We start from the raw sequence: 14,065 nt of genomic DNA, 5'->3' as shown, positions 1-14,065 counted from the left end.
GTTGGTTGCCCACGGACTCTGCGGCGTCGAGCCCGAACTGCTCGGCGCGAACGGCATTCGACCTGCCTGGGAACGTGTCCTTCGACTCGTGACCGGTGCCGGGTGCGAGCTGCGATCGCCGCACATGGTCGGCGGTGCGGAGCTGCGCTCGATGAGCTGGCCCGGATGGGCAAGCGACCCAGCACCAAGCAGGCGCTAGGGTGCAAGGGTGAGTGAGACAAACGCGCAGGCTGACTCTCAGCCGCAGGTGCCGTCGCCCAAAGACGCGTCGACGGTCATGGTGGTGCGAGACGGTGCCACGGGACCAGAGGTGTTCCTGCAGCGCCGGGTGGGCGCAATGGCGTTTGCCGCAGGGATGACGGTTTTCCCCGGCGGTGGCGTCGACCCCTCTGACGGGACCGCCGACATCGAGTGGGCCGGGCCCGAACCCGCGTGGTGGGCAGCGAAATTCGGTACCACAGAGGCGCGTGCCAAAGCGCTGGTGGCAGGCGCGGTGCGCGAGACGTTCGAAGAATGCGGAGTGCTGCTTGCGGGGCCGACCGCTGACACCGTCGTCTCGGACACGGCAGGCTACCGCGATGCCAGAGGGCGGCTGGAACGCCGTGACGTGTCGCTCGCCGCCTTCCTCGCCGAGGAAAAACTCGTGCTGCGCGCGGATCTGCTGCGGCCGTGGGCGAATTGGATCACCCCGGTAATCGAGCCACGCCGCTACGACACCAGGTTCTTCGTTGCTGTGCTGCCCGAGGGGCAATTGGCCGATGGAGCTACCTCCGAGGCCGAGGAGGTGCAGTGGCGTACGCCTGCCGAAACGCTGGATCGCTGGCGGTCGGGCACCGACATTCTGCTGCCACCCACCTGGGCGCAGCTCGTCGCACTGAGCGAGTTCGCTTCCACCGCGGACATTCTCGCCGCCGATGTGGTCATCGACCCGATCATGCCGGTGCTGTCGGCAGTCGAAGGACGTCAGGTGCTGAGCTTCCCCGACAATCAACGCTACTTCGCCGACCTCCCGGATCAGAGTCGACTCGAGGGATCCGTGCGCAAGTGAGGAAACCGACGGCTACCCGGTAGCGTGGCGTTCCATGGCCGAATTCGTGACCCTGGATCTGCCCGAGGGTGATGCCGCGCGTGGCGTGGCCGTGCTCCGGATCGCCCGCCCGCCGATGAACCAGTTCACCGTGCAGCTGGTGCGGGAAGTGGCCGCGGCAGCCGAAACGGTCGCCGCGGACACCCGTGTTGCGGCGCTGGTTGTCTACGGCGACGAGCGGGTGTTCTCGGCGGGCGACGACCTCGCCGAACTGTCCGGGCTCGACCCCGATCAGGCCGCCGCCATGGCAGCCGATCTGCAGACCGCTCTCGGTTGCCTCGCCAAGATCGGGCAACCCACGGTCGCCGCGATCAGCGGCTACGGCCTCGGCAGTGGGCTGGAACTGGCGCTCGGCGCCGACCGGCGCATCATCGGCGACAACGTCAAGCTCGGGTTGCCGCAGATCCAGGCCGGTTTGATTCCCCTTGCGGGCATCCGCAGGCTGTCACTGTTGATCGGCCCCGGCCCCGCGAAGGACCTCGTCTACACCGGCCGTTTCGTCGAAGCCGAAGAGGCCCTCGCGCTCGGTCTCGTCGACGAGGTGGTCGCCCCCGATGACGTGTATACCGCCGCGCTGCGCTGGGCCGAGCAATTCATCGGCGGCCCGGCTCGTGCGCTGGCGGCCGCCAAGGCGGTCTTCGAGGCGGGTCCGCACGGCCTCGACCGCGCGCGGACGGAGTGGGCCGATCTGTTCACCACCGAGGACCGGGAAATTGGAACGCGTTCCTACCTGGCTGATGGGCCGGGATCCGCGGCGTTCGTCGGCCGCTAGCCCGGCGGATCCCCAGCTCCCTCAGCGCGACAGCCGGTGGTGATTGCACGCAGGTAGCTCGCCGAGCGCCCCCGAAACCGGACCGGGTTCTCGACCGTGGACCCGCACTGCGAATTAGGCGGCACTCACTACTCCGCTGACGACCGGCACCGGCGGGTTAGCTAGGCTTGCCGACCATGACGGTACGTTCCGACGACCCCGCGCCGAACCCGCATGCCACCGAGGCCGAGGTCGAAGCAGCACTCAAGGATACAAAGCTCGCCCAGGTCCTGTACCACGACTGGGAAGCCGAGACCTATGACGACAAATGGTCGATTTCCTATGACGAGCGCTGTATCGAATACGCCCGCGGTCGATTCGACGCGGCCGTGGGTCCCGCCCCGCTGCCCTACGAGCGGGCGCTGGAACTCGGCTGCGGGACCGGCTTCTTCCTGCTGAACCTGATGCAGGGTGGCATCGCGAAGTCCGGTTCGGTCACCGACCTTTCGCCGGGCATGGTGAAGGTCGCGCTGCGCAATGCGCAGAACCTCGGGCTCGATGTCGACGGGCGCGTTGCCGACGCCGAGACCATCCCGTACGACGACGACACCTTCGACCTGGTCTGCGGGCACGCGGTGCTGCACCACATCCCCGATGTGGAGTTGGCGCTGAAGGAATGCCTGCGGGTGCTCAAGCCGGGCGGGCGTTTCGTCTTCGCGGGCGAGCCGACCACGGCGGGCAACTTCTACGCACGCTGGCTGGGCCGGATCACCTGGAAGGCCACCACCACCGTCACCAAGCTGCCCGCACTGGCGGGCTGGCGGCGGCCGCAGACGGAGCTGGACGAGTCGTCGCGTGCCGCGGCGCTGGAAGCGGTCGTCGATCTGCACACCTTCGACCCGCGCGAGCTGGAGGCCATGGCGTCCTCGGCGGGCGCGGTCGAGGTGAAGGCGACCACCGAGGAATTCGCCGCCGCACTGTGGGGCTGGCCGGTGCGCACCTTCGAGGCCGCGGTGCCCGAGGAGAAGCTCACCATGGGCTACCGCCTGGCGATGTACAAGGCGTGGCTGGGGCTGAGCTGGGTGGACGAGAACGTCATGCGCCGCGTGGTGCCGCGCCAGTTCTTCTACAACGCGATGATCACCGGCGTGAAGCCCGGCGCTTCCGCGAAGTAGTGGGGTACAGCTTCGGCACCGAGGATGTCACCTTCCTCGGCAGTGCGGCGGGTATCGCCGCGCTGGCCGAGGTGGACGGGCTGGAGCTGACCACCACGACGCACCTGCGCGATCTCGAGCGGGTGCGTCGTGCACACGGCGACCGCGCCGCCGCCCTTGTCGAGACCGTGCGGCTGCGCCGAAGAGCCGCAACGAAGCTCTCCGATGCCGGGGCCTGGCTGTTCACCGATGACGCGCTGCAGCAGGCCACCCCGACCTTGGTGGCCAGGCACCGCGCCGTGCGGCTGGCCGATCGGCCCGTGCACGACGTGACCTGCTCCATCGGAGCGGAACTCGCCGAGCTGGCTCATGCCTGCCCGTCAGTGATCGGCAGCGATCTGGACGATGTTCGACTCTCGATGGCCGCGCACAATCTGGCAGGCGCAGGCAATGTGGTGCTGGCCAAGGCGGATGCCCTGGTGTCGTGCAGTGTCGGCACGGTCGTCGTCGCCGACCCCGCCCGGCGGGCCGATGGTCGCCGCACCCACGATCCGGCCAAGCTGCAACCACCGCTGCCCGATCTGCTTGCCGCTTACCCAGGGCGCGATCTCGCCGTGAAGTGTGCGCCCGGACTGGATTTCGATCGACTCGACTGGTCGGGTGAGGTCGAAGTGGTGTCCTTGGACGGGGCCGTGCGTGAGGCCTGCCTGTGGTCGCCGGGGCTGGCCGCGACCGGCACCCGCCGGGCGACGGTGCTGAACTCCACTGGCGAATCCTGGACGCTTACCGACGCCGAGCCCGACGAGATTCCCGAACAGGATCCGGGGGAGTGGATCATCGACCCGGACGGCGCCGTCGTACGCGCCGGCCTGGTGCGCCACTACGCGGCGAAACACGGTCTATGGCAACTGGACCCGCGCATCGCCTATCTCACCGGCGACCAGGTGCCCGACGGGGTGCGTGGCTTCCGGATCATCGATCGGCTCGAATACCGGGAGAAGAGCCTGCGCACCGAACTGCGCAAGCGCGAATGCGGGCCGCTGGAGATTCTGGTGCGCGGTGTCGATGTCGATCCCGATCAGCTGCGCCGCCGGCTGAAACCGTCCGGCTCCCAGCCTTATACGTTGGTCATTACGCGAATCGGCCGTACCGCAGCCGTTTTCCTCTGCATCCCGCAAGCCCCCGGCTAGTGAAGTGCCCTGTCATCGAACTCGATGACAGGGCACTCCGCTGGCCGGGTGCGACAATCAGCGCTGCCTACCGGTCGGGTTTGAAAACGAAGAGCTCGCCGATTCGAGTGGCCAGGACGATTTCGCCATCGGCACCGATGGAGGTGCCGGTGGTGCTGCCCGTGGCGTCGGGCAGGACATCGGAATCGACGGTGGCGCCGGTTTTGGTGTCGAAGGTGATCAGGTTCAGGCCGTCGCCGATGGAGGCAGCCGTGTAGCCGGTGCCGCCAGCGGTCTGCACGGGCGTGCCACGGAGGGCGAGATCCTTACGCTCCCATACGATCTCGGTGGAGTCACCCTTGTCGCGCATGGCGAGCAGATATCCGTCGTCACCGGACGGGATGATGAGGCCGTCACCGGAGACCGAGATGCCGCCGCGAGGCACCCATCCCAGGGTGTGTGACCACTTGGTGCGGCCATCGGCGGTGTCGACAGCGATGAGGTGTTTGCTGTTGTCGCCCACATAGACGGTGCGGCCGTCGGCAGACACGGTTGGACTGGTTGCGCTGCCATCGATCAGCAGGTCGGCGCTCCACTCCTGCTGGATCTTGTTGTTCGCGTAGCGTAGCCCGACCAATGCGGCGGGCTTGCCGGGCTTCCAGAGCGTCAGGAAGAAGCGGCCGGTCTCCGGGTCTACGGCGGAGATGTTCGCGACCGGGCATTGCGGTCCCCCGGTTCGGCAGTCGTCGAGGCCCTGCCCCGCGGCGGGGCGGACCAGGTCCGGATACTCGAGAAAGTCGGGCTCACCCAATAGCTGCACGGTGGGGACTACGCGCGCACCCGTCTGCCGTGACAGTACGTCGACCTGGCCGGACTGGCTGATCGACAGCAGGTTGCCGTCGCCGGTGAACTGCACCGAAACCGGAACTCCGGCAACGGGTGTGCGCCAGCGTGGCTGCCCGAGGTAGTTGAACGAATTCACCCCGGCGGGTGCATTCACGCCGTCGTCGCCGACATAGACATTGGTGGCACCGTCGACTACCGACGGCGCGGAGATCGCGTTCGGGCCCAGCGCGTTGCAGAAACGTTTACGACCACTGCGCATCTGGAAGGAGAAGATGGCGCAGCCGGACGAGGCGCGGGTGGTCAGGAACATCTGTCCTTCGGCACCGATCGTGACGGCCTCCTCCACCGGGCCGCCGATAGGACGTGACCAGCTCAGCGACACCTTGCGTGCGCCGGTAACCGGACTGGTGCCGCCGTTGCGACCGTCGTAGTGCGCGGAGGGCCAGCCTTTGCCCGGCCCGACGGTGATGTCGTCGATGTCGGTACCGCAGCCTGCCAGTGCCAGCGCACCGACGATGGCCAGCGATGCCACCGCGTGCAGCCGGGACGGTCGCCACCTGGATGTATCCAGTACGCTGCCGCTTCGCACCTGCTGCACTCCTGTCGTCGTTGGCCGCTCGCACGAGACCAAGCGTGTCGAACCGCAGCGCGATCACGTCCCGGGGCGGGTGTCCGCGTGCAGATTCGAGGGCGCTGTCGCCGGCGCACGAGACACTGTAACGGAGGGACATCCGATGGGTGTGCGCGTCCCATCAGTGTCGACGCGGGTGGTCGCGGGCCCTATCGCGCAGGCGGATAGGCTCTATCTGTTACGGCCGGGTCGGACGCGACCCGAAGAACCACGAAGGAGACCGTTCGTGACGAGCATGTGGGGCGCACCGTTGCGCTCGCGGTGGCGCGGATCGCGCCGTCGGGATCCGCTGCAGGCGCGTTTTCTGACCGTAGCTTCGCTGCGCTGGGTGCTCGCCAACCGGGCGTACACGCCTTGGTATCTGGTGCGCTACTACCGGCTGTTCAAGTTCAAGGCGGCCAATCCGCACATCGTGCTGCGCGGCATGGTCTTCCTGGGTCGCGGGGTGGAGATCCATGCGACACCCGAACTCGGCCGGATGGAGATCGGTCGCTGGGTGCATATCGGCGACGGCAATGCCATCCGCTGCCACGAGGGATCGCTGCGCATCGGCGACAAGGTGGTCTTCGGCAAGGACAACGTCGTCAATACCTACCTCGACATCGAGATCGGTGAGTCGACGCTGGTCGCGGACTGGTGCTACATCTGCGACTTCGACCACCGCATGGACGACATCAACATGCCGATCAAGGATCAGGGCATCGTGAAGAGCCCGGTGCGCATCGGTCCGGACACCTGGATCGCCGCGAAGGTGACGGTGCTGCGTGAGACGCGCGTCGGCCGCGGTTGTGTGCTCGGTGCGCACGCGGTGGTCAAGGGTGAGATCCCCGACTACAGCATTGCTGTCGGGGCCCCGGCCAAGGTGGTGAAGAACCGCAAGGAGACGTGGGAGGCGGGCGCTGAGGAGCGCGCGAAATATGTTGCCGCGTTGGAAGATATCGCGCGCAAGAAGAACGGCGTCACGCAGTCGGCGTAGCCGTGTCGCTGTCCGCGCTCGACCCGTCGGCCGGGCGAGCCGGTGTTTGTCGGTCGCGATGGGTACGGTCGGCGCTATGAACAGGTACGCGGCGCTGTTGCGCGGGATCATGCCGACCAATCCGAACATGAAGAACGAGAAGCTGCGCGCGGTGTTCGAGGGTCTCGGGTTCGAGAAGGTCGCGACGTTGCTGTCGAGCGGCAATGTGGTGTTCCGCAGCACCGACACCGACATACCGGATTTGGAAGCGCGCGTTCAGGACGCGTTGAACAGCGAGCTCGGTATTCCGGGCGGCACGATCATTCGCAGCTATGAAGAACTGCGGGATCTGCTCGAAACCGATCCGTTCCCCGGCCTGACGCACGGCCGCGAAACCTATCTGACCGCGACCTTCCTCAAGCAGCCACCGCCGAATATCACCGATGAGCTGCGCAAGCAGAGCGAGCCCGGCGTCCGCATCGTCGGCTACGACGAGAAGGCGCGCGTCGTCCTCTCGGTCATCGACAACACCGAGCCACGCACCCCGAACTTCATGGCCTGGATGGAGAAGACCTACAGCAAGGAGATCACCACGCGCACGTGGCTCACCATCCAGAAGGTCGTGAAGAAGCTGGAAGTCTAGTCTCGGCGATCAGACGGGCTGGTTCGGATCGCGTTCGGGGAGTGGGCGTTCCACGATCATCGGACGGCCCATCGGGTTGCGGACGCGACGTTTCGCGGACTGGTAGACCTGGATCGTCTCGGCGGCGACGACGTCCCAGGCGAAGTCGGCGGTGAGACGTTCGCGGGCGGCATAGGCGCGATCCTGGGCCGCTGCGGGGTCGTCGAGCACGGCACGGACCGCGTCGACGAGGCCGTCCACATCGGCGGGTTCGAAGGACGCGCCGGTGACACCGTCGACGACGAGTTCGCCGAGACCGCCAGCGGTGGAGGTGACCAGTGGGATACCCGCCGCGGCCGCCTCCAGAGCGACGATGCCGAAGGGTTCGTAGCGGCTCGGCAGCACGATCGCGTCGGCGCCGTGCAGCCAGCCCAGTAACTCCTCGTGGCCGAGCTGTCCGGCGAAGGTCACCGCGCGCGCCACCCGATGCACTCGGGCCCGCTCGCGCAACCACTCGAACTGGGTGCCGACACCGGCGACGGTCAGCGTGGTGCCGGGGTGCGCGCGCCGGATCCTCGGCAGCGCCGCGATCGCGTCTTGCACGCCTTTTTCGTACTCCAGTCGCCCCACATACAACAGCCGCGGCGGGCCGGTGCGCGGTGCGCGCGGACGGAAGGTCCATGCGCCGACGTCGATGCCGTTGCGGATCACCCGCAGCGGAATCCGCTCGGGCCCGTAGAGCCGTTCCACCTCGTCCTGCATCGAGGCCGAACACGTGATGAGCGCGTCGGACTCGTTGGCGAGCCACCACTCGACCGAGTGGACCTGCTTGTTGACCCGGCCCGATACCCAGCCGCTGTGCCTGCCCGCCTCGGTCGCGTGCAGCGTCGAGACCAGCGGCACGTCGTGATACTCGGCGAGGGCGATCGCCGGATGGGCGACCAGCCAATCGTGCGCGTGCACGACGTCGGGGACCCAGCCGTCACCGATGCCCGGCTTGCCGAGCGCGACACCGGCCCGCACCATCGCGTGCCCCATCGCCAGCGTCCAGGCGAGCATGTCGTCGCCGAAGTCGAAACACGGCGGATCCTCCGCGACCGCGACCACCAGCACACCATCGGCGATGAAGGAGTGAGTGGGATGGGTCGAGGAGTCGGTGCCGGTGGGGCGGCGCGACAGCACGACGACCTCGTGGCCCGCGGTGGCAAGCTCGATCGCCAGGTGATGCACGTGCCTGCCCAACCCGCCGACCACAACCGGCGGGTACTCCCACGACACCATCAAAATCTTCATGCATGTCCTTCTGAGGCGGAGCCTTGGTCCGCGGCGGGGCCTGGTCCCGGCGCAATTTCCGGCGCGGCAGCGTGATGACCGGACCCTGAGTAGGCAAGTCGCCGTGCGTCCAAACCGGGGAAGAATCCGTCAGCCGCACCCCATCCTGCCGCCAACTGCTGTGCTTTGGCGACTTGACCCGCCCCTACGGCGGCCGCGATCTCGCGCACGGCATGCGCGTGCCGATGCGCGCGATCCCGCGCGTAACCCGCCGCCGAGTCCTTGCTGACCATGAAGGCCCAGTCGCTGGACACGGTGAGAATGGCCTCGCGCAGCAGCTGGTCGGCGACCTGGTCGCGCAGTTCGACGCCGCCGTCCGCGGAGCGCATCTTGTCGACCGTGTCGAGGGTGAGCCGCACGATGTCGTCGTTGAGTTCCACCAGGTCACGGACCTGGTCGCCGGCCCAGACCCGCCAGTCCTTGCCGGAGCCCCACGACGAATCCGCCAGCGGCACCGGCTCGCCGACGAACCCGCGTTCGCGGGCATCGGCAAGGGTGCCGACCTGTACGCCTGCCTCGGGCAATGCGCGCAGCACCTGCTCGAGCCACTGCGGACCCTCGTGCCACCAATGGCCGAACAGTTCGGTATCGAAGGCAGCCACGACCAGGGCGGGACGGCCGATCCGCTCGGATTCGGCGATCAACCGCTCACGCACGGTCTGCACGAAATCGTCGACATCGCGGGTGATCGCGGCGGCGGCGAGCTCCGGGTCATACGGTGCCTTGTCCGGGCCCGCCACCGTCTTGCCGGTGACACGGGAGGGCTTGAGACCAGTCGCGTGGTCATAGTGATGAAAGTCACGGTAGGCGCTGTGTCCGGGGTAGCCGGATTTGGGCGACCACACTCGATAGCTCACCTGGAGATCGCGCCCGAAGGCCACCACATCGGACTCGCGAACGGGTCGTCCGAGCGAGGTGTCGCCGCGCAGCGCGGGACCGTCGACCATGAAATGTGTCACACCGGCGTCGGCGTATCCGGTCTCCATGCCGGGGGTGTAGCCGCATTCCGGCGCCCAGATGCCGGCCGGGGTGTGGCCCCAGCGCTGCTGTGCGTCGGCAAGGCCCTCGGTGAGCTGGAAGGCGCGCAGCCGTGGGTCCAGCAGCGGCTGGAACGGATGCGCGAGCGGACCGCCGAGCAGCTCGATCGCGTCGGCGTCGATGAGGGCCCGCCAGACCGGGGCCGCGCCGTGCCGCCAGCGCTGTTCGAAGTCGGCCAGTGCGGCGGTGGCCAGCCGGTGTTCGTGCCTGCCGAGCGCGGTGTTTCCGGCCATCGCGGCCTCGTCGGCACGCAGCTGCCAGTTGCCCAGCCAGTGGTGCATGCCGGACAGGCAGTGCGGATCGTCGAGCTGGGCGGCGAGCACCGGCGTGATCCCGAGGCTCAGCAGATGCGAACGTCCCTCGGCGGCAAGGTTTCTCAGTACCGTGGCGACCGGAAGGTAGGACGCCGCCCAGGACTGATAGAGCCATTCCTCGCCGACCGGCCAGCGGCCGTGATGGGCGAGCCAGGGCAGGTGTGAATGCAAGACCAGAGTGAACTGGCCGGGTACGGCCGAGCTGCTCAAGGCTTCACCGCGATGGCGACCAGGTCGAGGCTTGCGTCGATGTCGTCGGTGATCAATGCGAAATCGTCGATGCCGACAGCCGCGACGTCGGCGGTCAGCTCGGCGGGCCACGGCTCTCCGGCGAGCGCGCGTTCGATCTGGGCGTCGATGAACGAGCCGCCGTGCTTGGCGTCCAACGCTTGCAGGCTCGGGCCGTGGTGCACGCCGGTCATCAGCGTGACCTCGAATCCGGCCTCGACCAGCAGTTCGGTCAGCTCGGCGGCATTCAGTTCTCTGGTGTGGAACGGGTTGAGCGGGGTGTCGCGACCCGGCGAGAAGGTGATCCGGTTGGGGGTGCTGATGAGCAGCTCGCCGCCCGGCCGCAGCACCCGAAGGCATTCGCGAATGAACTGGCCCTGGTCCCAGAGATGTTCGATGACTTGGAAATTCACCACCACGTCGACCGCGGCGTCGTCGAGCGGGAGCGCGGCGAGATTGCCTTGGAGCATCTCGACGCGCGGGTAGCGGGCGCGCACATGCGCGACCGCGCTGCTGTCGTAATCGAGGCCGATGACCTTGGTGGCCACGTCGGCGATCATGTTCGCGCCGTAGCCCTCCCCGGATCCGGCCTCGAGCACTGTCTTTCCCGCGCATCGGGCCAGCAGGCGCGCGTAGACGATCTCGTGCCTGCGGAACCAGTAGTTCTCCTCGGCTATGCCGGGTACGGTGCGCTCGCCGGTCAGCGGCAGCGGCTCGAGGTCGCCGGTGGTCGACTCGGGAATAATGCCCGGTGGGGTGCCCACTGCGGCAGGGATCACAGCCTCGCTCATCCGTCCGACGTTACTGGTACAACCGGCGCACGATATCGCCCGGACCGGTGTTGTGAGAGAGAAGCAGGTAAGTTACCCACGAGTAACTTAACGTAGGGTAGTGTCACGCCCTGAGCTACTCAATGGACGTACGGCCCGCTCGTGCGACCACCACAACGTGCCCCCAGAACAGGAGGTCGACGAAGACCAATGCCGAACATCGTCGTACTCATCAAGCAGGTTCCCGACACTTGGTCCGAGCGCAAGCTGACCGATGGTGACTTCACGCTCGACCGCGAGGCTGCCGACGCTGTCCTCGACGAGATCAACGAGCGCGCCGTCGAAGAAGCGCTGCTGATCAAGGAGGCCCAGGGCGGCGAGGTCACCGTGCTGGCCGCCGGTCCGGACCGTGCCACCGAGGCCATCCGCAAGGCGCTGTCCATGGGCGCCGACAAGGCCATCCACGTCAACGACCCGGCGATCCACGGCTCCGACGCCGTGCAGACCGCCTACGTGCTCGCCGCCGCGCTCGGCCAGGTCGAGGGTGTCGAGCTGGTCATCGCGGGCAACGAGGCCACCGACGGTCGCGCGGGCGCCGTGCCCGCGATCATCGCGGAGTACATCGGCATCCCGCAGCTGACGCACCTGCGCAAGCTGGTCGTCGACGGCGACAAGATCACCGGCGAGCGCGAGACCGACGAGGGTGTCTTCAAGCTGGAGGCCACCCTCCCGGCCATCGTCAGCGTCACCGAGAAGATCAACGAGCCGCGCTTCCCCTCCTTCAAGGGCATTATGGCCGCGAAGAAGAAGGAAGTGCAGACCCTCACGCTGGCCGACCTCGGTGTCGACCCGGCAACCGTCGGCGTCGCGAACGCGGGCAGCACCGTCACCGCGGCCACCCCGAAGCCGCCGCGCACGGCGGGCGAGAAGATCGCGGACGAGGGCGACGGCGGCACCAAGATCGCCCAGTACCTCGTCGGTCAGAAGATCATCTGATCCCGCTCGAGACTGCTTAGGAGAGAACACAAAATGGCAGAAGTACTTGTGCTCGTCGAGCACGCCGACGGTGCGATCAAGAAGGTCAGCACCGAACTGCTCACCGCCGCCCGCGCCCTCGGCGAACCGGCCGCCGTCGTGCTCGGATCGGCCGGGACCGGCGAGAAGCTGGCCGACGCGCTGGCCGCGGCAGGCGCCGAGAAGATCTACATCGCCGAATCCGACGATGTCGAGAACTTCCTGGTGACCCCGAAGGTCGACGTGCTTGCCGCGCTGTCGGAGTCGGCCTCCCCGGCCGCCGTCATCGTCGCCGCCACCGCCGAAGGCAAGGAAGTGTCGGGTCGCCTCGCCGCCCGCATCGGCTCCGGCCTGCTGGTGGACGTCATCGATGTCAAGGCCGACGGCTCGGCCGTGCACTCCATCTTCGGTGGCGCGTTCACCGTCGACGCCAAGGCGACCGGCGACGTGCCGGTGATCTCGGTACGCCCCGGCGCCATCGAGGCCTCGGCGCAGGCCGGTGCCGGCGAAAAGGTGACCGTCGAGGTCCCCGCTCAGGAAGAGGGCGTCGTGCGCGTCATCTCCCGCGAGCCGATCGTCGGTGGCGACCGTCCGGAGCTCACCGAGGCGAGCATCGTCGTCTCCGGTGGTCGTGGTGTCGGTTCCGCCGACAACTTCGCGGTCGTCGAGGCGCTCGCCGACTCGTTGGGCGCCGCTGTGGGCGCCTCGCGTGCCGCGGTCGACTCGGGCTACTACCCGGGTCAGTTCCAGGTCGGCCAGACCGGTAAGACGGTCTCCCCGCAGCTGTACATCGCCCTCGGCATCTCCGGCGCGATCCAGCACCGCGCGGGCATGCAGACCTCGAAGACCATCGTCGCGGTCAACAAGGACGAAGAGGCCCCGATCTTCGAGATTGCGGACTACGGCATCGTCGGCGACCTGTTCAACGTCGCCCCGCAGCTGACCGAAGCGGTCAAGGCGCACAAGGGTTGATAGCTCCGCGCTGAGCGTTTCGCAGGTGGCCCCGGCTGGAAACAGCCGGGGCCACCTGCATTTTCGTGAAGCGCATTCATGTGCCGATGCGGCTACCGGCGCACCCGGTACTGCCGCGGCGCCCACATCGGGTGTCGCCGCGATGCCTGGTTCGGCGTCCGCTAGGTGGTCCTCATTCGGCGATCGAGGTGCGGTAGGCCCACTGGTAGACGCGTAACGGCCCGTCGGCGGTGTCCTGGAGCCGAGGAGTTGCCTCGAAATGTTCGTAGCCGCCTCTGAACGGCACCTTGATTTCGGTCCCCGGCGGGGTGATGGGAACAACCCGGTCCGACAGATCCGCCGGTCCGCCCTCCAAGACAGCTTTCGCAGAGTTGCTCATTCTCCGATGCTAGGCGCGCTGCCGCCCAGGTCCAGGGATTTCGGCGCGACACAAACCGAAACTCTCAGGTGTTTCAGGTCGCGTCGGGGTGGGCGGTCCGGGCGGGGATGACTGCACCGGCGCTGGTCATCCAGATCGGGCTCTTCGGCGCGATGTTCGCGGGCCTTTCCATCGTGATGGAGTTGCGTGCGGGTGTGGTCGAGCGGCAGCGGGTCACCCCGGCAAGCCGGGCCGCGCTGCTGCTGATCGCGGTAATGGCCGCCGGTCTCGCCGCGGCGTCCTATGCGCTGGGGTTGTGGGCGAAGGCGGAGGACACCTTGGCGTCGGTGCTCAACAGCATCACTGTTCCGCTCATGCTGCTGTCGGGGATTCTGCTGCCCATGACCCTCGGCCCGACCTGGTTGCAGAACATCGCCAAGGCAAATCCGTTCTCGCACACCGTCGATACCGCGCGGGCGTTGTTCCGCGGCGATTTCGACGCCTCGGAGGTGTATCTCGGCAGCGGGCTCACGGTGTTGGTCGCGGTGGTGTTGATGGTGCTCGGCGCACGCAGCTTCGCGCGGGAGAACGCCTGATCAATATCGGTGCGAGCATGCAGACCGCGAAGGCCGTCGTCGCAGTCGACAAGGACGAACAGGCCCCGATCTTCGAGATCGCGGAGTACGGGCATCGTCGGGGACCTGTTCAACATCGCCCCGTAGCTGACCGAGGCAGTGCAGGCGTACAAGCGCTGACACATCCTTCACCCGAAGATGGTGGCTCTGACCGGAAACGGTCGGGGCCCACCCTCCGTTGGTAGGTGA

The 14,065-nt window shown here is 67.5% G+C and carries 14 protein-coding genes and 1 pseudogene; 10 read left to right on the top strand and 5 right to left on the bottom strand.

From position 1 onward, the window contains the following. The first annotated feature begins 208 nt into the window (after positions 1–208). The 4 genes from OHQ90_RS33650 to OHQ90_RS33635 all read left to right on the top strand — a co-directional run bounded on the left by OHQ90_RS33650 (position 209) and on the right by OHQ90_RS33635 (position 4,182). On the top strand, positions 209–1,048 hold the full coding sequence (locus tag OHQ90_RS33650) for an NUDIX hydrolase (RefSeq protein WP_442941235.1): 840 nt from the start codon (positions 209–211) through the stop codon (positions 1,046–1,048). Between the two features lie 34 nt (positions 1,049–1,082). Beyond that, the gene (locus OHQ90_RS33645) at positions 1,083–1,859 is read left to right on the top strand and encodes an enoyl-CoA hydratase-related protein (RefSeq protein WP_328404451.1); all 777 of its coding nucleotides are present in this window, start codon (positions 1,083–1,085) and stop codon (positions 1,857–1,859) included. A gap of 176 nt (positions 1,860–2,035) precedes the next feature. Beyond that, complete coding sequence (locus tag OHQ90_RS33640; protein WP_328404449.1) at positions 2,036–3,013, top strand: class I SAM-dependent methyltransferase; 978 nt, start codon at positions 2,036–2,038, stop codon at positions 3,011–3,013. Then, entirely contained in the window at positions 3,013–4,182 is a 1,170-nt protein-coding gene (locus OHQ90_RS33635; RefSeq protein WP_328404447.1) for a THUMP-like domain-containing protein, read from the top strand. The genes OHQ90_RS33640 and OHQ90_RS33635 overlap by 1 nt, the downstream gene beginning before the upstream one ends. Positions 4,183–4,249: 67 nt before the next feature. On the opposite strand, the gene OHQ90_RS33630 is transcribed toward OHQ90_RS33635, so the two are convergent. After that, on the bottom strand, positions 4,250–5,596 hold the full coding sequence (locus tag OHQ90_RS33630) for an outer membrane protein assembly factor BamB family protein (RefSeq protein WP_328404445.1): 1,347 nt from the start codon (positions 5,594–5,596) through the stop codon (positions 4,250–4,252). 268 nt (positions 5,597–5,864) lie between these two features. Here OHQ90_RS33630 and OHQ90_RS33625 point away from each other — a divergent pair, with 268 nt between their 5' ends. Together OHQ90_RS33625 and OHQ90_RS33620 are read left to right on the top strand one after the other, a co-directional pair. Beyond that, complete coding sequence (locus OHQ90_RS33625; protein ID WP_328404443.1) at positions 5,865–6,614, top strand: acyltransferase; 750 nt, start codon at positions 5,865–5,867, stop codon at positions 6,612–6,614. A 76-nt stretch (positions 6,615–6,690) separates the two neighbouring features. Beyond that, positions 6,691–7,236 carry a DUF1697 domain-containing protein gene (locus OHQ90_RS33620; protein ID WP_328404441.1) on the top strand — a complete coding sequence of 182 codons (546 nt, stop codon included), beginning with the start codon at positions 6,691–6,693 and terminating at the stop codon, positions 7,234–7,236. Positions 7,237–7,245: 9 nt separating this feature from the next. Here the strand turns inward: OHQ90_RS33620 and OHQ90_RS33615 are convergent, their stop codons facing one another. The 3 genes from OHQ90_RS33615 to OHQ90_RS33605 are packed head-to-tail and all read right to left on the bottom strand — an operon-like array spanning position 7,246 to position 10,918. Further along, positions 7,246–8,508, bottom strand: coding sequence for a glycosyltransferase family 4 protein (locus tag OHQ90_RS33615; RefSeq protein WP_328404439.1), 1,263 nt, complete (start codon positions 8,506–8,508; stop codon positions 7,246–7,248). Next, the gene (locus tag OHQ90_RS33610) at positions 8,505–10,109 is read right to left on the bottom strand and encodes a glycoside hydrolase family 57 protein (protein ID WP_328404437.1); all 1,605 of its coding nucleotides are present in this window, start codon (positions 10,107–10,109) and stop codon (positions 8,505–8,507) included. Before OHQ90_RS33610 ends, OHQ90_RS33615 begins: the two co-directional genes overlap by 4 nt. After that, positions 10,106–10,918, bottom strand: a complete 813-nt coding sequence (locus OHQ90_RS33605; RefSeq protein ID WP_328404435.1) for a class I SAM-dependent methyltransferase — start codon at positions 10,916–10,918, stop codon at positions 10,106–10,108. Before OHQ90_RS33605 ends, OHQ90_RS33610 begins: the two co-directional genes overlap by 4 nt. Before the next feature lie 189 nt (positions 10,919–11,107). Here OHQ90_RS33605 and OHQ90_RS33600 point away from each other — a divergent pair, with 189 nt between their 5' ends. Continuing rightward, on the top strand, positions 11,108–11,893 hold the full coding sequence (locus tag OHQ90_RS33600; RefSeq protein WP_328404433.1) for an electron transfer flavoprotein subunit beta/FixA family protein: 786 nt from the start codon (positions 11,108–11,110) through the stop codon (positions 11,891–11,893). Positions 11,894–11,926: 33 nt separating this feature from the next. Then, positions 11,927–12,883, top strand: a complete 957-nt coding sequence (locus OHQ90_RS33595; protein WP_328404431.1) for an electron transfer flavoprotein subunit alpha/FixB family protein — start codon at positions 11,927–11,929, stop codon at positions 12,881–12,883. 172 nt (positions 12,884–13,055) lie between these two features. On the opposite strand, the gene OHQ90_RS33590 is transcribed toward OHQ90_RS33595, so the two are convergent. Continuing rightward, a complete protein-coding gene (locus OHQ90_RS33590) occupies positions 13,056–13,262 on the bottom strand; it encodes a DUF5988 family protein (protein WP_328404429.1) in 207 nt (68 codons plus the stop codon). Between the two features lie 107 nt (positions 13,263–13,369). Here OHQ90_RS33590 and OHQ90_RS33585 point away from each other — a divergent pair, with 107 nt between their 5' ends. Further along, entirely contained in the window at positions 13,370–13,837 is a 468-nt protein-coding gene (locus tag OHQ90_RS33585; RefSeq protein ID WP_328404427.1) for an ABC transporter permease, read from the top strand. 11 nt (positions 13,838–13,848) lie between these two features. Continuing rightward, positions 13,849–13,963, top strand: a pseudogene (locus tag OHQ90_RS33580) (electron transfer flavoprotein subunit alpha/FixB family protein); the annotation flags it as partial. Positions 13,964–14,065: the final 102 nt, after the last annotated feature.

This window comes from Nocardia sp. NBC_00403 (genome assembly GCF_036046055.1).
Lineage (GTDB): Bacteria > Actinomycetota > Actinomycetes > Mycobacteriales > Mycobacteriaceae > Nocardia.
This window is presented reverse-complemented; position numbering and strand designations above follow the sequence as displayed.